Annotated in this window: 21 protein-coding genes; all 21 read right to left on the bottom strand. The window is 63.3% G+C overall.

Going from position 1 to position 18516, the window contains the following annotated elements; genetic code table 11:
- Window positions 1-15 precede the first annotated feature (15 nt).
- The 21 genes from nuoG to PVW51_RS11350 all read right to left on the bottom strand — a co-directional run bounded on the left by nuoG (window position 16) and on the right by PVW51_RS11350 (window position 18442).
- Entirely contained in the window at window positions 16-2031 is a 2016-nt protein-coding gene (gene nuoG, locus PVW51_RS11450) for an NADH-quinone oxidoreductase subunit NuoG (protein ID WP_274575167.1), read from the bottom strand.
- A 4-nt stretch (window positions 2032-2035) separates the two neighbouring features.
- Window positions 2036-2437 (bottom strand): DUF5333 domain-containing protein, encoded by a 402-nt coding sequence (locus PVW51_RS11445; RefSeq protein WP_274575166.1) that lies wholly within the window; start codon window positions 2435-2437, stop codon window positions 2036-2038.
- 102 nt (window positions 2438-2539) lie between these two features.
- Window positions 2540-2878 carry a hypothetical protein gene (locus PVW51_RS11440; protein ID WP_269361658.1) on the bottom strand — a complete coding sequence of 113 codons (339 nt, stop codon included), beginning with the start codon at window positions 2876-2878 and terminating at the stop codon, window positions 2540-2542.
- Window positions 2878-3591 (bottom strand): class I SAM-dependent methyltransferase, encoded by a 714-nt coding sequence (locus tag PVW51_RS11435; RefSeq protein ID WP_269361657.1) that lies wholly within the window; start codon window positions 3589-3591, stop codon window positions 2878-2880. Before PVW51_RS11435 ends, PVW51_RS11440 begins: the two co-directional genes overlap by 1 nt.
- 68 nt (window positions 3592-3659) lie before the next feature.
- Entirely contained in the window at window positions 3660-4163 is a 504-nt protein-coding gene (locus PVW51_RS11430; RefSeq protein ID WP_274575165.1) for a DUF3291 domain-containing protein, read from the bottom strand.
- Between the two features lie 168 nt (window positions 4164-4331).
- Window positions 4332-4748, bottom strand: coding sequence for an MAPEG family protein (locus tag PVW51_RS11425; protein WP_274575164.1), 417 nt, complete (start codon window positions 4746-4748; stop codon window positions 4332-4334).
- A 42-nt stretch (window positions 4749-4790) separates the two neighbouring features.
- Window positions 4791-6086 (bottom strand): NADH-quinone oxidoreductase subunit NuoF, encoded by a 1296-nt coding sequence (gene nuoF, locus PVW51_RS11420; protein ID WP_269361654.1) that lies wholly within the window; start codon window positions 6084-6086, stop codon window positions 4791-4793.
- Between the two features lie 66 nt (window positions 6087-6152).
- Window positions 6153-6380, bottom strand: coding sequence for a DUF5337 domain-containing protein (locus tag PVW51_RS11415; RefSeq protein ID WP_269361653.1), 228 nt, complete (start codon window positions 6378-6380; stop codon window positions 6153-6155).
- A 27-nt stretch (window positions 6381-6407) separates the two neighbouring features.
- Window positions 6408-7244, bottom strand: coding sequence for a hypothetical protein (locus PVW51_RS11410; RefSeq protein WP_274575162.1), 837 nt, complete (start codon window positions 7242-7244; stop codon window positions 6408-6410).
- 39 nt (window positions 7245-7283) lie between these two features.
- The gene (locus PVW51_RS11405) at window positions 7284-8546 is read right to left on the bottom strand and encodes an NADH-quinone oxidoreductase subunit E (RefSeq protein WP_274575161.1); all 1263 of its coding nucleotides are present in this window, start codon (window positions 8544-8546) and stop codon (window positions 7284-7286) included.
- A 73-nt stretch (window positions 8547-8619) separates the two neighbouring features.
- Window positions 8620-9864, bottom strand: coding sequence for an NADH-quinone oxidoreductase subunit D (locus tag PVW51_RS11400; protein ID WP_269361650.1), 1245 nt, complete (start codon window positions 9862-9864; stop codon window positions 8620-8622).
- Between the two features lie 115 nt (window positions 9865-9979).
- Window positions 9980-10153, bottom strand: coding sequence for a hypothetical protein (locus PVW51_RS11395; protein ID WP_205388237.1), 174 nt, complete (start codon window positions 10151-10153; stop codon window positions 9980-9982).
- The gene (locus tag PVW51_RS11390; RefSeq protein WP_269361649.1) at window positions 10153-10761 is read right to left on the bottom strand and encodes an NADH-quinone oxidoreductase subunit C; all 609 of its coding nucleotides are present in this window, start codon (window positions 10759-10761) and stop codon (window positions 10153-10155) included. Before PVW51_RS11390 ends, PVW51_RS11395 begins: the two co-directional genes overlap by 1 nt.
- A gap of 24 nt (window positions 10762-10785) precedes the next feature.
- Window positions 10786-11331: a NuoB/complex I 20 kDa subunit family protein gene (locus tag PVW51_RS11385; protein ID WP_114275544.1), complete on the bottom strand. Its 546-nt coding sequence runs from the start codon at window positions 11329-11331 to the stop codon at window positions 10786-10788.
- Complete coding sequence (locus PVW51_RS11380) at window positions 11322-11687, bottom strand: NADH-quinone oxidoreductase subunit A (RefSeq protein ID WP_067287807.1); 366 nt, start codon at window positions 11685-11687, stop codon at window positions 11322-11324. The genes PVW51_RS11385 and PVW51_RS11380 overlap by 10 nt, the downstream gene beginning before the upstream one ends.
- A gap of 158 nt (window positions 11688-11845) precedes the next feature.
- Window positions 11846-12745 (bottom strand): NAD-dependent epimerase/dehydratase family protein, encoded by a 900-nt coding sequence (locus PVW51_RS11375; RefSeq protein WP_274575159.1) that lies wholly within the window; start codon window positions 12743-12745, stop codon window positions 11846-11848.
- A gap of 54 nt (window positions 12746-12799) precedes the next feature.
- Window positions 12800-13771: an ABC transporter ATP-binding protein gene (locus PVW51_RS11370; protein ID WP_274575157.1), complete on the bottom strand. Its 972-nt coding sequence runs from the start codon at window positions 13769-13771 to the stop codon at window positions 12800-12802.
- Between the two features lie 66 nt (window positions 13772-13837).
- Window positions 13838-14629 carry a crotonase/enoyl-CoA hydratase family protein gene (locus tag PVW51_RS11365; RefSeq protein WP_274575156.1) on the bottom strand — a complete coding sequence of 264 codons (792 nt, stop codon included), beginning with the start codon at window positions 14627-14629 and terminating at the stop codon, window positions 13838-13840.
- On the bottom strand, window positions 14622-15488 hold the full coding sequence (locus PVW51_RS11360; RefSeq protein WP_269361645.1) for a hydroxymethylglutaryl-CoA lyase: 867 nt from the start codon (window positions 15486-15488) through the stop codon (window positions 14622-14624). The genes PVW51_RS11365 and PVW51_RS11360 overlap by 8 nt, the downstream gene beginning before the upstream one ends.
- A 47-nt stretch (window positions 15489-15535) precedes the next feature.
- Complete coding sequence (locus PVW51_RS11355) at window positions 15536-16201, bottom strand: glutathione S-transferase family protein (protein ID WP_114275548.1); 666 nt, start codon at window positions 16199-16201, stop codon at window positions 15536-15538.
- Window positions 16202-16495: 294 nt separating this feature from the next.
- A complete protein-coding gene (locus PVW51_RS11350) occupies window positions 16496-18442 on the bottom strand; it encodes an acetyl/propionyl/methylcrotonyl-CoA carboxylase subunit alpha (RefSeq protein ID WP_274575155.1) in 1947 nt (648 codons plus the stop codon).
- Between the last annotated feature and the right edge of the window lie 74 nt (window positions 18443-18516).

Genomic DNA, 18516 nt, shown 5'->3' with positions numbered 1-18516 from the left:
GGACGGCGGTTGTTCTCACTCCGCCGCCATGGGTTTGGCGCGGCGCGCCGCGGCATTGGCTGAAAGCTCCGCCATCAGCTGGCTGGCCCGGGCAATCGGATTGCTGAGGTAGAAATCCGCAATCGCCTCGCCAAAGGGTGCCGCATCGACGCTGCCGCGTTCCAGTGGCGTCCATGCGTTTTCGGCAACCTCGTCAACACGGGCCAGATGCGGCACGTCACTGACCAGCGCGCGGCGCAGGGCGGCGATGGAATCAAACGACAATGTCGCCTCCATCTCGGCGCTCAGCGCGCGCAGGATGGCCCAGTTTTCCTTGGCCTGACCGGGGGCAAAGCTGGCGCGTTGCGCAAGCTGCGGACGGCCTTCGGTGTTCACGAACAGGCCCGGTTCCTCGGTATAGGCGGCGCCGGGCAGGATGATGTCCGCGCGGTGCGCACCCCGGTCGCCGTGGCTGCCCTGATAGATCACGAAAGGACCGGCGGGAATGTCGCCTTCATCCGCGCCAAGGTTATAGATCACGTCAGCTTCCAGAACGGCAGGCACCCCGCCTTCGGCGGTGGCGCCGATATCCATCGCACCGACACGCGATGCAGCGGTGTGCAGCACCATGAAGGAGGATTTTGTTGCTTCCGCCAGCGCCATCGCATCGGCCAGCACTGCGGCACCGTCTTCGCGGGTCAGGGCCGCCTGCCCCACGATGATCACCGAGTGCTTTTCCTGAACCTCTGAATGATCGCGCTTCAGCAAATCGGCCATGACCGACGGATTGTCACCGATGTGGGCATATTCATAGGTCAGATCGACCTGCGGCCCGATCACACCCACGTTTGCCCCACGCGACCACGCCTTGCGGATACGCGCGTTCAGCACCGGAGCCTCCACCGCCGGGTTGGTCCCGATCAGCATGATCGCCTTGGCAGTGTCCAGTTCTTCGACCGTGGCTGTCCCGACATAGCCGGAGCGGTTGCCCGCAGGCAGCTTGGCCCCATCGGTGCGGCATTCGACGCTACCGCCCTGCCCTTCGATCAATGTTTTCAATGCATAGGCCGCCTCGACCGAGGACAGATCGCCGACCAGACCGGCAACCTTCTTGCCCTTCATCGCGGCAGCGGCGGCTGCCAGCGCCTCGGGCCAGTCCGCTTTGCGCAGCTTGCCGTTCTCGCGGATGTAGGGCGTATCCAGCCGCTGGCGGCGCAGCCCGTCCCAGACAAAGCGGGTCTTGTCGGAAATCCATTCCTCGTTCACGCCGTCATGGTTGCGCGGCAGCATCCGCATCACTTCGCGGCCCTTGGTATCGACACGGATGTTCGACCCCAGCGCATCCATCACGTCGATGCTTTCGGTCTTGGAAAGCTCCCAGGGACGCGCGGTAAAGGCATAGGGTTTGCTGACCAGCGCCCCCACCGGGCAAAGGTCGATGATATTGCCCTGCAGGTTCGATTCGAGCGTTTCCCCCAGGTAGGAGGTGATCTCCGCATCTTCGCCACGGCCGGTCTGGCCCATCTTGTGCACGCCTGCGACCTCGGTGGTGAAACGCACGCAGCGGGTGCAGGAGATGCAGCGGGTCATATGGGTTTCGACCAGCGGCCCGAGGTTCAGATCCTCGGTCGCGCGCTTGGGTTCGCGGTAGCGCGAGAAATCCACACCATAGGCCATCGCCTGATCCTGCAGATCACATTCGCCACCCTGGTCGCAGATCGGGCAATCCAGCGGGTGGTTGATCAGCAGGAATTCCATCACGCCTTCGCGCGCCTTCTTGACCATCGGGCTGTTGGTTTTCACAACCGGCGGCTGGCCCTCGGGACCGGGGCGCAGATCCCTGACCTGCATCGCGCAGCTTGCGGCGGGCTTGGGCGGGCCGCCCACGACCTCCACCAGACACATGCGGCAGTTCCCCGCAATCGAAAGCCGCTCGTGATAACAGAAACGCGGGATCTCGACGCCCGCCTGCTCGCAGGCCTGAATGAGCGTCATCGCCCCTTCGGTTTCGATTTCCTTGCCATCAATGATGATCTTGCGAAGGTCGCTCATAGGTTCACTTTGCTCTCAGTAACGAACCGATCCGGCTCTGTTTTTGAATCTCTTCGAGTCCAAGCGCACAATAGCTTTGTGGATCGGAAGTATCGACCCCCCTCGCCTTGAAAAACGCCCTTCCGCGCGCTTTGAGCCGTTCTTTTTCCGCATCGCTTTTGCGATAGGCGTCGATTTCAGCATCCGTATAGCCCAGATCATTGGCTTGGCCCTTGATTTTCCACAGAAAACTGGTGGCCCTGATCAGCCGGGCATCTATCGTGGGACAATTCTTGCGGATTGCATCGGCGATTCCGACATCCAGCAGGGCATCGTCGATCGCGGCGACCTCGCGCAGCGGTGGTTTGGCCGAAACCGGGGCGGCAAGCACCGCCAGACCAAACAGGGCAATCATCATCAAACGCATTTCACTCTCCTTCGGAAGTTGACCGACAGCTGGGTGAGCCTGCGCTGATATGCAATAACACCCGGTCCCGACAGCCATTTTCCGCAGGTTTCAGCGCATGGCCTATTGGGCCTGCGGGCAGGTCCCCTGATAGGTCAGCGTGTCATCGACGATGCGCAGCTGGTCTGCCGGCGTGTCCGGCCCCACCACCCAGTCGATGTCGGAACTTCCATAGGTCGCCACGCAATAGCCGTTTGCCGCGTGCAGCGCGGCCCCCCGTGCCCCTTCGAAGGATTGCGAGACACCTTTCACCGTCGCCACGAAGACGTCGCGTTGCTTGTCGACCCGCTTGACCTTGGTGCGGAAATACTTGCCGTCAAAGGCAAAGCGGTTCTCGCTGTCGGAGCAACCAGCCACAAGGGCGGCGCAGAGCAGCGCCATGACGCTAATTCGGGTCTTCATCATTTCTGCACTCTCGAATGGGTGGGGCGTTGCGCTTCGGCCTTGTCGATCACGACAATGGAATCATGCACATGCACGCCGCTGATTTCGCGCTTCATCTGCGGAAGCTGCGCCGGTTTGTTGTTGTGATACCACATGTGCATGTCATCTATCATTCTGCGCACCGTGTTATAGAAATTCTCCGGCGCGTGAAAGCCACCGCCGAAACGCGGGTAATAGGCGGTGTGCAGATCCTCTATCATATAGGTGCCGCCGGTGGTCAGCAGCGGGAACAACACCCGCAGCGAGGCTTCGATATGGGCCATCCGGTGGCTGCCGTCATCCAGCACCACATCGACGCCGCCCATCTCCTCGACCACCTTTGCCAGGAATGCCGGATCGTCCTGCGAGCCGATGCGCACCATGCCGGACTGGCCGTCGTATTGCGCGCAATCGGGGTTGATGTCGATGCCGCAGAGCACCGCGTCCTTGCCCAGGTAGCGCCGCCACATCTGCAAGGAGCCGCCGTTGTTCACCCCGATCTCAAGGAATTTCACCGGCGTATTCCGGTAGCGGCTGAAATAGCGGTCATAAAGCGGCAGGTAATGATGCCACTTGTGCACCTTCACCCCGTCGTTCTGCGCATAGATGTCCAGCAGGTCGCCGTCGAATCCGTATCGTTCCCTGATGTCAGCGGCGACATCCCCGTCTTCGGGAAATCTGAACTTCTTCATTGGCGGTCTCCTGCACGGCTCTTTGGGGTTTTCCCCTTATTTCTCAACATATCCGCCAATTCGGGATTTCAGGCAACCTCTGTCTGGCGGCAACCGTGGGTCCTGTGCATTGTTGCAGCAGGCAGATGCCCCCAGCCAAAGGCATGATCGCTGTCGCCATGGGCGCGCAGATGGTCGAGCCGGTCCAGCGCCTCGCCCAGGCCGGGCCGATGCCCCGGCGGCACCCACCACATCACGAAATGCATCGCTCCCAACACCTCGAACCATTCGGCTCGGCGTTCGTAGAATTTCTTGTGCACCGTGCCCCAGACAAAGGTTTCCAGCGTGGCGACACTCTCCCAGACGCTCAGGTTCGGAATGAACAGGGGATCGCCGTCAATTGCGGTATCGGTGTTGCCTGCCCCGCTCTCGCCTTCCATCATCCACTGGAAACCGGGCATCCGCTTGGCCAGCCCGTTGATCCGGTCAAGGTTGGCCATGAATTCCGCCACGCGGGGATCATCCTTGGCGGCGACAAGCCTGCCCACGTTCAGTTCCGCCAGATGCATGCCCTTGTGTGCCCCGCCCTGCATCAAACGGTCCCCCGGCGACAGGTCTTTCCGCGACCGCGCGCATCATGAAACCCCGCTGCGAACTTCACCCCCGTTTGTCCACCCGCGCTGCATGTTGCGCAGAGGTGCCAAAGGGGTTCTCACGGACCGGCCTGGCCCCAATCCCAAAATCCGCGACAGGGTCTTGCATCAAAAGACCGCCACAACCGCCATCAGGCCCAGAAAGACACAACATGCCCAGCCAAAGGTGTAGATCATGGTGCGGAGGCCGAGGTTCTCCTTGCCGATGCCACGAATATGCACAAAGGCCACCACCACACGGCTGATCAGAAACAGCGAGGCCAGCAGATTCACCCAGAACGGGCCGGCCCCGGCAAGGATCGCCGCAACGGTCACGGCGGCGAACATGCCGCTCATTTCCATCGCGTTCATATAGGCCCGGCTCAGCCGATAGCTGGCATTGCTGTAGTCGGCGGCGGGCATATCGCCTGCCGTCACCCCATCCGCCGATTTGCGCGCGGCGGAAATCGGGCTGAGCAGCAGGCCGATAAGGCCGAACAAGGCCAAAGACATGATCGCATGGCCGTAGTCAGAAAACTGTTCCATTGCAGAACCTCCCTCTTGATGAACCAAACGAAATGCCGGTTCCTATTCCGCCGCAACGGCGCTGACGCGCCCTGTCCGCTTGTGCTTGATCCGGTCTTCGATCTCATCGCGGAAATGCCGGATCAACCCCTGGATCGGCCAGGCCGCCGCATCGCCAAGCGCACAGATCGTATGGCCCTCGACCTGCTTGGTCACATCCAGCAGCATGTCGATTTCCTCGGGCTCCGCGTCGCCTGTCACCAGCCGGTCCATGACCCGCATCATCCAGCCCGTGCCCTCGCGGCAGGGCGTGCACTGGCCGCAACTTTCGTGCTTGTAGAACTTGGACAGCCGCCAGATCGCCTTGATCACATCGGTGGAATTGTCCATCACGATCACCGCCGCCGTGCCCAGGCCCGACCGCTGCTCGCGCAGATAGTCGAAATCCATGATCGCGTCTTTCATCTGCGCGCCGGGGATCAATGGCACGGAGGACCCGCCGGGGATCACCGCCTTGAGATTGCTCCAGCCGCCCCGGATGCCGCCGCAATGGGTCTCGATCAGCTCTTCGAAGGTGATGCTCATCGCCTCTTCGACGACGCAGGGGTTGTTCACATGGCCCGACACGGCAAACAGCTTGGTCCCCGCATTGTTGGCCCGGCCGAAACCGGCAAACCATTCCGGCCCGCGCCGCAGGATCGTCGGCACCACGGCAATGGATTCCACATTGTTCACCGTGGTCGGGCAACCATAAAGGCCCGCGCCCGCCGGGAACGGCGGCTTCATCCGCGGCATCCCCTTCTTGCCTTCGAGGCTTTCCAGCAGGGCGGTTTCCTCGCCGCAGATATAGGCCCCCGCGCCATGGGCCAGGTAGAGGTCGAAATCCCAGCCGGATTTCGCCGCGTTCTTGCCCAGCAGGCCCGCGTCATAGGCCTCGTCGATGGCCGCCTGCAGCGCCTCGCGCTCGCGGATGTATTCGCCACGGATGTAGATGTAGCAGGCATGCGCATTCATCGCGAAAGAGGCGATCAGGCACCCTTCGATCAGCGTATGCGGATCATGGCGCATGATCTCGCGGTCCTTGCAGGTGCCGGGTTCGGATTCATCCGCGTTGATCACCAGATAGGCCGGGCGCCCGTCGCTTTCCTTGGGCATGAAGGACCACTTGAGGCCGGTGGGAAAGCCCGCGCCGCCCCGGCCGCGCAATCCGCTTGCCTTCATCTGGTCGATGATCCAGTCGCGGCCCTTCTTGATGATCCCGGCGGTGCCGTCCCAATGGCCACGCTGCTGCGCGCCCTTCAGGGTGCGGTCATGCATCCCGTAGATGTTGGTAAAGATGCGGTCCTGATCTGCAAGCATTGCTGCGTCCCTTACGTTTGTCTCGGCCCCTGAGGGTCGTTTGTCTGTTGCTCCGAAAGGAGCGTTCTATCCATCATCCGCAGCCCGGCGCGCCTGCCAGAGCTGATAGGCCACCACCAGCGACCAGAACAGCGCCGCAAGTGCGGCAAAGTCGATCAGCAGCGCATAGCGCCCCGGCAATCCCAGTGCCGGACCGGCCCAGTTCGCGGCCAGCCAGATCAGCATGGTCCCGGCAATCACCAGTGCCACGGTCTGCCCCTTGCGAGACTGTGCCTTGTCGCTTTGCTCACTCATGCCTGGCCCGGTTGCCCCCTCGGCGGTTTACTTCTTTTTCTTCTTCGAAAACTCGGTTTCGCCGCCTTTTGCAAGGATCTTGGCCTGGCTCATCCAGTCGTCACGTTCGATCCGGCCCTTGAAGCGCAGCCGCGCATCGACCCAGGCGATCTCTTTCTTGCGCCAGCCCGCGACCTGGCTGTAATGCCAGATGCCCAATTCGTTCAGCGTCTGCTCCAGCTTGGGGCCGACACCGCTGATCAGTTTCAGATCATCGGCACCTTCGGCGCGCGGGGCGTCCATCAGATCGGGCTTGCCGTCAGCCGCCACCGGCGCACGCTTGGCCCTGGCCGGTGCGGCCTTTGCCGCTGGTGCAGGCTCTGCCACAGCCGCCGAGGCGCTTGCCGCAGCCTTTGCCGGGGCCGCTTTCCTGGCAGGCGCTCCCGCGCCCTCTTTCTCGTATTTCCATTCGCCCTTGCGCGCCGCCAGTTCCGCCTGACCCGCCAGCGGTTTGGTGGGCTTGATGACGGAATCCGATGCAGGCGCAGCCGCTTTCGGCGGGTCAGCCTCCGCCGCGGCTGCCGGTTTCTCAGCCGCCTCGGGCGCGTCGGAAACGGCCGGGGCCACGGCAGATGCAGCAGCAGTCGGTGCAGCAACGGCATCAGCCGCCGGCGCTGCCACGGCGCTGCCGCTGGTTGCACCCGGACAGATGGCCAGGGAAAGGAACAGACCGACAACCAGCGCGACGACAATGGCCAGGATCAGGGCAGCGGCAAAGCCCCACCCGCCGACCAGCATCAGCAAAAGCCCGATCACAAGGCCCGCAACAATTGTCAGTGCCCAGCTTTTCGCCGTGCAGCTCATCGAATTGTCATTCTCAGCCATCTAAAGTTCCCTCTCCCGTCAGACCGGTAGCGGCCCGGATTACGTGTCGTAGAGACCATCCTTGCTGGCACGGGCAGAAAACTCGGTCTCCTCCCCCGCAGCCAGGCGCGTGGCCTGATCAACCCAGTTGTCGCGCGACACGCGGCCCTTGAACCCCTTGAGGTTCTCATCGACCCAGGCCACTTCCTCCGCGCCCCAACCGGCAATCTGATCGTAATGGAAGAATCCCATATCGTTCAGCATTTTTTCCAGCTTGGGCCCGACGCCCCTGATCATCTTGAGATCATCCGCCCCGGTATCGCGTGCGGCGGCCATTGTGGCGGGCTTGGTGCCCGGCCCCTCAGACGCTGCTGCGGCTTGCGCCTTGGTTTCCTGCTTGCCGCCGGGGGCGACACTGCCCTTTGCCGGTTTCGCCTTGGCCTTGACCTTGGGCGCTTCACCTTCAGCCTCGGCGTGTTTGTCGGAACTGTCACCCTTGTTGCGGGGGGCCCTTGCCTCTGCCTTGCTGCGGCCGGCCTGCGCGCCATCCGGGCCTTTGGGCGGCATCATGTCGTCCCGCTTGGCCTTGGCCGGTTTGCCGCCCGCATTTGCGGCCTTGCCCTGCCAGGGCGTCAACAGCGGCACCTCTGTGCCGTCGATCCGCTTGATCGTGTCGCCGATATCGACCGCAAGCTGCACGCTGGCGTTATACTGCGTGCGGCCGCTGTCGTGATCCTTGAGGCTGGTCAGCCCGCCCAGAGGCTCGGAAGCATAGCGCCCGTTCTGCGGACCCGGCACCGGCACCTTGCCCGCCGCCAGTTCATCCAGCAGCTTGCCAAAGCCCTCTGCGGTCAGATCCTCATAATAATCCTTGCCGATCTGCGCCATCGGCGCATTGGCGCAGGAACCGAGGCATTCGACCTCTTCCCAGGAAAACTTGCCATCCGCCGAAAGCTCATGGGCATTGGGCGCGATCCGCTCCTTGCAGACGGCCATCAGGTCCTCTGCCCCGCAGATCATGCAGCTGGTGGTGCCGCAGACCTGAATATGTGCCACGGAACCAACGGGTTGCAGCTGAAACATGAAGTAGAAAGTCGCGACCTCAAGACCCCGGATATAGGCCATGCCCAGCATCTCCGACACATGTTCGATCGCCGGGCGGGAGAGCCAGCCCTCCTGCTCCTGCGCACGCCAGAGCAGCGGGATGATGGCAGAGGCCTGCCGCCCCTCGGGGTATTTGGTGATCTGCGCTTCGGCCCACTTCTGGTTGGCAGGCGTGAAGGCGAAACTCTCGGGTTGTTCGTGGTGCAGTCGGCGGAGCATCAGTGGGTCTCTTTCGAATTCGCTGTCTGGCTTGCGGCACCGGGAAAGCCCGCAAAGAAATGAGATGTCGGCATCACCGGTCAATCTCCCCGAACACCACGTCCATGGTGCCGATGATCGCGGCGACATCTGCCAGCTGGTGGCCTTTGGAAATATGATCCATCGCCTGCAGATGCAGGAAGCCGGGTGCGCGGATCTTGGCGCGGTAGGGTTTGTTGGAACCATCCGCCACAAGGTAGACGCCGAATTCGCCCTTGGGCGCCTCGACCGCGCAATAGACCTCGCCCGCAGGCACGTGGAACCCTTCGGTGTAAAGCTTGAAGTGGTGAATCAGGCTTTCCATGTCGGTCTTCATCGCGGTGCGGCTGGGCGGTGTGATCTTGCCACGGGCCAGCACATCGCCCTTCCCTTCGGGCGCGCGCAGTTTCTCGATGGCCTGTTCCATGATGTGCACGGACTGGCGCATTTCCTCCATCCGGCAGAGGTAACGGTCAAAGCAGTCGCCGTTCTTGCCCACCGGCACCTGGAAGTCGAATTCGTCATAACATTCATAGGGCTGCGAGCGCCGCAGGTCCCAGGCCAGGCCCGATCCCCGCACCATCACGCCGGAGAAGCCGTAGTTCAGGATGTCCTCTTCGCTGACCACGCCGATATCGACGTTGCGCTGCTTGAAGATGCGGTTCTCGGTCAGCAGACCGTCAATGTCCGCAAGGATTTCGGGGAAGGATTTGCACCAGGCCTCGATGTCGTCGATCAGCGCTTCGGGCAGGTCCTGATGCACGCCGCCGGGCCGGAAATAGGCCGCGTGCAGACGCGCGCCACAGGCCCGTTCGTAAAAGATCATCAGCTTTTCGCGCTCTTCAAAACCCCAGAGCGGCGGCGTCAGCGCGCCCACATCCAGCGCCTGCGTGGTCACGTTCAGCAGGTGGTTCAGGACGCGGCCGATCTCGCAGAACAGCACCCGGATCAGCGAGGCGCGGCGCGGCACCACCGTGCCGGTCAGCTTTTCGATGGCCAGACACCAGGCGTGCTCCTGGTTCATCGGTGCCACGTAATCCAGCCGGTCAAAATACGGCAGGTTCTGCAGGTAGGTCCGGCTCTCCATCAGCTTTTCGGTGCCACGGTGCAACAGGCCGATATGCGGGTCGCAACGTTCGACGATCTCGCCGTCCAGTTCAAGCACCAGCCGCAAAACCCCATGCGCCGCAGGGTGTTGCGGGCCGAAGTTGATGTTGAAATTGCGGATCTTCTGTTCGCCCGTCAGAGCATCGGTCGATCCGTCGTCATAGCGGTTCACGCGAATATCGCCGTCCATCATTTAGGTCCCTTCAACTGGCGCTGCTGCGGATGAGGACGGTTCGCGCGGACCCGCACCGGCAACTCCTGGCGGGTGCCGAACAACCGGGCCAAAACCTCTTCCAGAAATGCGATCATCACAGTTTCTCCAACTCTTGCAGTTTGAGCCCCATCCACCACAGCAGCGCAATGGTGCCAAAGGGGATCAGACAGGCCGCCGCCCAGTATTTGTTGATGCCGAAGAAGGGCAGCAGTTTGACCATCGGAATGGCTGTCAACGCGGACAGGAGAAGCCACCAGAATCCGCCCATTACTTGGCTCCTTCCGCCTTGTCGTCACCCGGCAGGATGTATTCCGCGCCCTCCCAGGGCGACATGAAATCAAACTGGCGGTATTCCTGCACCAGCGACACCGGCTCATAGACCACGCGTTTCTGCGCCTCGTCATAGCGGACTTCGGTATAGCCCGTGGTCGGGAAATCCTTGCGCAGCGGATAGCCGCGAAAACCATAGTCAGTGAGGATACGGCGCAGGTCCGGGTGACCGGAGAACAGGATGCCGAACATGTCGAAAACTTCACGCTCGAACCAGTTGGCCGAGGGGTGGACGCTGACCAGGCTCGGCACCATGTCCTTTTCCCGTGTCGCGACGCGCAGGCGGATGCGGTGGTTCTGATACATGCTCAGCAGATGATAGACCACGTCGAACCGCTTGGCCCGACCGGCATAATCCACCGCCGTGATGTCCACGAGGGTGGAGAAACGGCAGGTCGGATCGCCCCTGAGGAATTCCACCAGCCCGGCGATATTGGTCAGGGTGACATCCATATTGAGCTCACCCTGCGCGATGTCCCACGCGAGGATGCAATCGGGGCGTTTGGCCTCGATATAGGCACCAAGTTCCTGAAGTTGCTCGCTCATCTTAATTCCTTCCAGACGCGCGGTTCATCGCACGATCGTCCCGGTCCGGCGCATCTTGCGCTGCAGCTGCATGATCCCGTAAAGCAGCGCCTCTGCCGTGGGCGGGCAGCCCGGCACATAGACATCCACCGGCACGATCCGGTCGCAGCCGCGCACCACGGAATAGCTGTAGTGGTAATAGCCGCCGCCATTGGCGCAGGAGCCCATGGAGATCACATAGCGCGGCTCGGGCATCTGGTCATAGACCTTGCGCAGCGCCGGGGCCATCTTGTTGGTCAGCGTGCCCGCCACGATCATCAGGTCGGACTGGCGCGGCGAGGCACGCGGCGCGGTGCCGAAACGCTCAAGGTCATAGCGCGGCATGGAGGTATGCATCATCTCGACCGCGCAGCAGGCCAGACCGAATGTCATCCAGTGCAGCGACCCGGTGCGCGCCCAGTTGATGATGTCGGCGGTGGAGGTGACAAGGAATCCCTTGTCCTGCAACGCGGCATTCAGATCCTGCGTGGCAACCTCGCGGTCCGGTCCGGCCTTGTAGCTGCCCGGTGTGCCTGCGTCCGTTACTGCCATTCCAGCGCCCCTTTCTTCCATTCATAGGCAAAGCCAGCCGTCAGCACGCCCAGGAAAACCATCATCGACCAGAAGCCGACCATCGAAATGTCCTTGAAGGCGACCGCCCAGGGGAACAGGAACGCGATTTCCAGGTCAAAGATGATGAACAGGATCGAAACCAGATAAAACCGCACGTCGAATTTCATGCGCGCATCGTCGAATGCGTTGAACCCGCATTCATAGGCCGAGACCTTTTCAGGGTCCGGATTGCGCACGGCGACGATGACGGCGGCAAGGATCAGGATGGCTCCGAATCCGATGGCTACGGCCAGAAAAACGAGGATAGGCAGATATTCCCGCAGCATGTCGTCCAAGGGGAGGCTCCTTTATGGTGCTGGGCACAGATGCGCCGGGGCGCTCGGGCCAGTCATGGCTTGGCTTCGGGTTTACTCTGCCGTCCCGACAGGGTCAACCAAGGGGGCATGATTTTGGCAGTCTGAAACGGACACCCGCAGGCCGGGATCATCAATGCCTAAACGCCATGCAGATCAACCAGATCGCGCCAGCGGTAAATCGGCTCGAACCCCAGCAGCTTGCGCGCCTTGGCGATGCTGTAAAAGGTCTCATCTTCGCCCATCTCGCGCATGACCGGGACATCCGGGTAGAACCTGTCCAGCAGGGCCTGCGTGGTCAGGCCGACGGAATGTTCCGCATTGGCCGCGTTGAACACCTGATAGCCCAGACCGTCGGTCTGCAGGCAACGCTCCACCATCTGGCCCAGGTCGCGCGCGTCGATATAGGCAAAGATGTTGCGCTCGCGCTGTTCGGGGTTTGCGACGAACTGCGGGAACAGCGTTTCATATTCATGCGGCTCGATCACATTGTTGATCCGCAAGCCATAGATATTGGCCCCGGACCGGGCCTGAAAACTGCGCGCCGTCGCTTCGTTGCAGACCTTGGACATGGCATAGCTGTCTTCGGGCAGGGTGGGGTGTTCCTCGTCCACCGGCAGATAGCCGGGTTTGCGCGACCCATCGGCGAAACAGACGCCATAGGTCGTCTCCGACGAGGCAAAGATGATCTTGGGGATGCGGTTCTTCACCGCCGCGTCGATGACGTTGTAGGTGCTTAGCGTGTTGTTGCGAAAGGTCTCGTTGTCCGGCCGGATCAGGATGCGCGGCACGGCGGCAAAATGCACAACCGCGTCAAAGGCGGGCACGCCGCCGCCCGGTTCCAGTTCGGACAGGTTGGCATAGCTTTGCATCACGTCGAACACCTGCCCCGCATCGGTCAGATCGGCGATCCGGTTGTCGACGCCCTCATGCTCCAGCGGTGCCAGATCGACGTTGAGCACCTGATGCCCCTGCGCCAGAAGGTAAGGCACCACATGCCGCCCGGCTTTTCCGGTGCCACCGGTGAATAAAATGCGCATTTTCTGGTTCTCCTGTTGCTGTCCAAGGGTCAACGCCGCACCGCCCGCTGCGGTTCAGGTCGCGACCCTTGCCATCCATTTTGCAATCATGTCGTGCTGCACCCGCGCCTGTTCCGCCACGCGGTAAAAGCTGACCAATTCGCGCACCGGCGCGCTGATCTTCTCGAAACCCGAGATGAAGGCCACGATCACCCCCACCTGGGTCTGCCCCTGCATCACCAGATATCCGCCAAAGATCAGCACCGACAGCGGCCCCAGCGCATTCAGCAGGTTCAATGCCGCCTTGAGCGCGAATTTCAGCAGGTTGAAGCGGATGCGGTTGTCAAAGATCCGGTCGAGAATACGGCCCCCCTCCTCCTGCACCGGTGCATCCATGTCTGATATCCGGTCACCCAGTTCGCGGATATAACCCACCCTTTCCGCCACCAGTTCGTTCAGGCGGCGCTGCAGGAAGGGTGTCAGAATGATCTGCGGCACCATGAAGGCCAGAGCAAAAAGCGCGATGCTGGGCTGCACGACAAACATGTAACCCAGCACGCCCAGCAGGATGGCCAGATTGGCGCAGGACTGGGACAGCGCCTCGCCCACGAAGCCGCCCAGTTTCTCGACCTCGGACCCGATGATGGACACCACCCGCCCCTCACTGTCCTGTGTGGTTTCGATCTTGTCGCCGTAAAGTCCCAGCAGGTGCCGCCGGGTATAGATGTTGGTGCTTTCCGTCAGCCATGACTGATAGGCACGCAGGGCGAATTTGCCGGCCTGATGCAGGACAATGACGGCAAGATAGGCCAGCCCGAACCGGATCAGCAGCGGCACATTCTGCGTCTCCACCACCTCGTTCACGATCCGGCGCTGCAATTCGATGGGGGCGAGGTTCAGCAGGGCGACAAGCACCGCCCCGGCGCAACAGCCAGGCTGGTGCCAGCCCGTCATCCGCCAGACGTAGCCCCAGATCGTTTTCGCAGCACTGTCATCCCCGGTCCGTTCGATGTCACGGGGGCGGAAGTAATCGACAAGGGATTTCAAATGGCGCTCCGGCGTTTCAGTTCAGTCTGGCCCGAGCCTTGTGTCAAAGCCCGCCCCGCGCAAGGGTCAGGAGGCCGCAACCACCCAGGCCGCCTTGCGCTTGTCAAAGAACGCGCCGATCCCCTCGGCGGCTTCCTCGGTCTCCCAGCGGGCAGCAAGTGCCGCGATGGACATCTCCACCGCCTCCTGCGTGGCAGCACCGCCCAGATCCAGCGCCAGCGCCTTGGCCGCCGCCACGGCCCCCGGTGCGCAGGACAGGTAAGGTGCCACCTCACGTTCCACCGCCGCGTCAAGGTCACCGGCAGGCACCGCGCGGGCCAGCAGGCCCAGCGATACCGCCTCTGCCGCGTCGAACAGCCGGGCAGACATGAAGACCCGCCGCGCCATCCCCTCGCCCATGCGGGCAATCACGTAAGGTCCGATGGTGGCCGGGATGATCCCCAGCCGGGTTTCGGTAAAGCCCATGCGCAGGCTGTCCACCCCGATGGCGACATCACAGACGCTGGCCATGCCGACCCCGCCGCCAAAGGCATTGCCCTGCACCCGCCCGATCAGCGGCTTGGGCAGCCGGTTCAGCGCGCCCAGCATATCCGCCAGCTTGCGTGCCTCTGCAGAGCGTGTCGCGGCATCCATGTCGCGCTGGTCGCGCATCCAGCCCAGATCGCCCCCCGCGCAGAAAGAGGCCCCCGCCCCGGTCAGCACCACCACACGCACCGCGTCATCCGCCCCCAGCTGTGCCGCCGCCGCAGTCAGGTCCGCCAGCATCTGCGCCGACATGGCGTTGTGCTTGTCAGGGCGGTTCAGGGTCAGTGTGGCGACGCCGCGCGCGTCGGTGTCGATCGTGATCGTCTCAGGCATCCACCGGTCCCCGCATCGCCTGCGCCATGGCCGCGGCCTCCTGCACGATGGCCTGGTCGATCCCGGTCTTGTAGCCCAGCGCCAGCAGATGCGCATTCACCGCCTCCGTGGCCACATTCCCGGCCGAACCGGGCGCGTAGGGACAGCCGCCCAGGCCCCCCACGGCGGCGTCAAAGACCCGCAGGCCCAGCGACAGGGACGTGTCGATATTGGCCATCGCGCGGCCATTGGTGTCGTGATAATGCCCCGCAAGCCGCCCCACGGGCACCACATCGCGCACCGCAAGCAGCATCCGCGCGATGCTGTCGGGCCTGCCCGCACCGATGGTGTCGCCCAATGAAATCTCATAGCACCCCATCGAGAACAGGCGGTCCGCCAGAGCCGCCACAGCGCCGGGGGCCACCGGCCCGTCATAGGGGCATTCCACCACGCAGGAGATATAGCCCCGGACGGGCACGTCCCGGTGGCGCGCATCCTCCAGAATGGGGGCAAAGCGTTCGATCGATTCCGCCACCGAGGCATTGATGTTCTTGCGGCTGAACCCTTCGGAGGCCGAGGCAAAGATCGCCACCTCGTCCACACCTGCCGCCAGCGCATCCTCGTAACCGCGCATGTTCGGCGTCAGCGCGGCATAGCGCACCCCGTCGCGGCGGCTGATCCCGGCCATCACCTCGCCCGAGCCGGCCATCTGCGGCACCCATTTGGGCGACACGAAGGAGGCGCATTCGATGCGCCCGAAACCCGCGCCCGACAGCCGGTCAATCAGCGCGATCTTTTCCGTCACCGGTATCTCGCGCGCCTCGTTCTGCAACCCGTCGCGGGGGCCGACTTCAAAGATCTCACAAGGTCCAAGGCTCATATCGTCCCCTTTCAGGTGTTGTCAGGCACGAACGGGTGCCAACCGGGTCATTCAATCGGCCAGGGCGGATAAAAGTCCTTTTCATAGATACCCTCCCCCTGCGGCAGGCTTTCGGCGAAACTCTCGCGCTCGGTGATGCGCTCGTACCATTCCGCCACCGCCGGATGCGCATCCAGCCTGGCAAAATACTGCGACATGTACACCGCCTGCCCTACGGAAATATCCACCGCCGAGAAGCCGCTGGTCAACAGATAGTCGCGGTTCTCGACCGGCGTCGACAGCCGCGCCTCCAGCGCATCGTAGCATTTGCCGATCCGCGCCGCCTCCAGCTTCATCACGATGGGGCTGCGCATGTGGTCCTCGCGCAGGGCGATGTGCTGCTGGGTCAGGGCCGCGGTATGCTGGCTGATCGTCTCGGCGAAATGCAGCCAGACCAGCCAGGCCATGCGGTCCGGCACGCCGGGCATCCGGCCCAGCCGCTCCGGGCTGAACCTTTCGCACAGGTATTCGGTGATGGCGCCGGTCTCGAACATCCGCTCGCCGTCGATCTCCAGGGCCGGCACGCGGCCCGCAGGCGACAGGGACAGATAGGCCGGATCGCGCAGCGAGCGGTCAAAGGCATAGGTGCGGACCTGATATTCCACATCCATTTCGTTGAGCAGCCAGAGCGTGCGCATCGACCGCGTCTGCGGACAGTGATGCAATGTAATCATCGGGGAAACCTCGTCATAATCATCTACCTGCCAACATGACATGGGGCGTTTTGCCGGGGGTCAAGCGGCCCGGCAGCGGCCTTCCGGCCCGCCGCGCCACCCCATGCCCCGCAAATGTGCAAAAGGCGCGCAACGCCATGTGGCACCGGCCCCGCCCCGACATCTGCAGCACCGTAATATGCCACATCATCAACAGGATCGCCGCCAGGATCGGCGGCTCATCCCCCGGGACATATGCGATAATCCCGGCAGCTGCCAGTGCGGCCGGCACCAGGTGATGCCACGCCCGCCCGTTCACGCGGCAGCTTCCGGCTCGGCCTCCAGCCGGACCAGCGCGGCCCCGGCCTCCACCTGATCGCCTTCGGCGGCCAGCACCTCGGCCACCACGCCGTCGCGCGCGGCCAGCAGGCTGTGCTCCATCTTCATCGCCTCCAGCACCGCAAGCCGGTCGCCCGCAGTGACCTTCTGGCCCACCTTCGCATCGACCAGCCGCACCATGCCGGGCATTGGCGCCTCGATCAGATTGCCGTCACCGGACTTGCCCGCCGCCCGTGCCAGCGGGTCGATCACGTCAAACCCCATGCCATAGCCGTCAAAGACCGTCACCACCGACCCGGCCACGGCAACCGCAGGGGCCATGTGCCCGTCCAGATACCAGCGCCCCGCCCTGCGCTCGGCGCTGAGCTCGGTCTCACCCACCGACCAGGACTGCCGGTCAGGCGACAGCACCCGGACCTTGAGCAAAGTTTCCTCCCCGCCATGCGCCAGCATCACCTGCCGCCGGAGCGGCCGCCACAGGGTAAACCCCGCCTCGGGCTGCGGTGCCATCAGGCCCAGCGCCGCCATGCCCGCCAGGGCCATGTGCCAGGGTGCCACCGCGGGGGCTTCGGTCAGTTCCGCGATGTCGCGCGCGATCAACCCGGTATCGACGTCGCCTGCGGCAAATCCCGCATGGCCCGCCAGCGCCCCCAGAAAGGCCAGGTTGGTCACGGTGCCCGCCACCTCGCAGCCCGCCAGCGCCGCGCGCAGCCGCGCCAGCGCCACGTCCCGGGTAGGGCCATGCACGATCACCTTGGCAATCATCGGATCGTAGAACGGGCTGATGGAATCGCCCGCCCGCACGCCGCTGTCGGCCCGGGTCTGATCGGTGAACTGCAGATGCGTCAGCGTACCGGTCGCTGGCAGAAAGCCTTTCGGCACATCCTCGGCGTAAAGCCGCGCCTCGAAGGCATGGCCGTTGATCGTCAAGGCCTCCTGCCCCATGGGCAGGCTTTCCCCCGCCGCCACGCGCAGCTGCCATTCCACCAGGTCGACGCCGGTGATCGCCTCGGTTACGGGATGTTCCACCTGCAGGCGCGTGTTCATCTCCATGAAGAAGAACCCTTCCGCGCGCAGCCCCTCCGAGCCGTCAACGATGAATTCCACCGTCCCCGCCCCGGCATAGCCGATGGCCTCGGCCGCCCGCACCGCCGCCGCGCCCATCGCGGCGCGCATCTCTTCACGCATGCCCGGTGCCGGGGCTTCCTCGATCACCTTCTGATGGCGGCGCTGCAGCGAACAATCGCGCTCGAACAGATGAACGGCCCTGCTGCCGTCACCAAAGACCTGCACCTCGATATGGCGCGGCTTGGTCACGAATTTTTCGACCAGCACGTCGGAATTGCCGAAGGCGGTCTTCGCCTCGGAGCGGGCGGAGTCCAGCGCGGCCTGGAAACCCGATGCCGCATCGACCTGCCGCATCCCCTTGCCGCCGCCGCCTGCCACGGCCTTGATCAGCACCGGATAGCCGATCTTCTCCGCCTCTGCCGCCAGCAGCGCATCGTCCTGATCCGCGCCGTGATACCCCGGCACCACCGGCACGCCGGCCTCGACCATCAGCGCCTTGGCGGCATCCTTCAGACCCATCGCGCGAATGGCCCGCGCCGAAGGGCCGATGAAGACAAGCCCGGCCTTTTCCACTGCATCGACGAAATCGGGGTTTTCCGACAGAAATCCATAGCCGGGGTGGATCGCCTGCGCGCCGGTGTCCAGCGCCGCCCGGATGATCACATCACCGCGCAGATAACTCTCCGCCGGGGCCGAGCCACCGATATGAACCGCGACATCTGCCATGGCGACATGTTTTGCGCCCGCATCCGCATCCGAATAGACCGCGACACAGCGCACCCCCATGCCCTGCGCCGTCTCCATCACCCGACAGGCGATCTCGCCCCGGTTCGCAATCAGGATCGTGTCAAACATCGCGCATCCTCTCCAGTTGATCTCTACTCATCATTTCTTTTTGGCCCCAAATATTCCCGGGGGAGCAGCCGCAG

The organism is Sulfitobacter sp. PR48 (assembly GCF_028807335.1).
Lineage (GTDB): Bacteria > Pseudomonadota > Alphaproteobacteria > Rhodobacterales > Rhodobacteraceae > Sulfitobacter.
The sequence above is the reverse complement of the archived record's forward strand: the minus strand, read 5'-3'. Positions and strand labels throughout refer to the sequence as shown.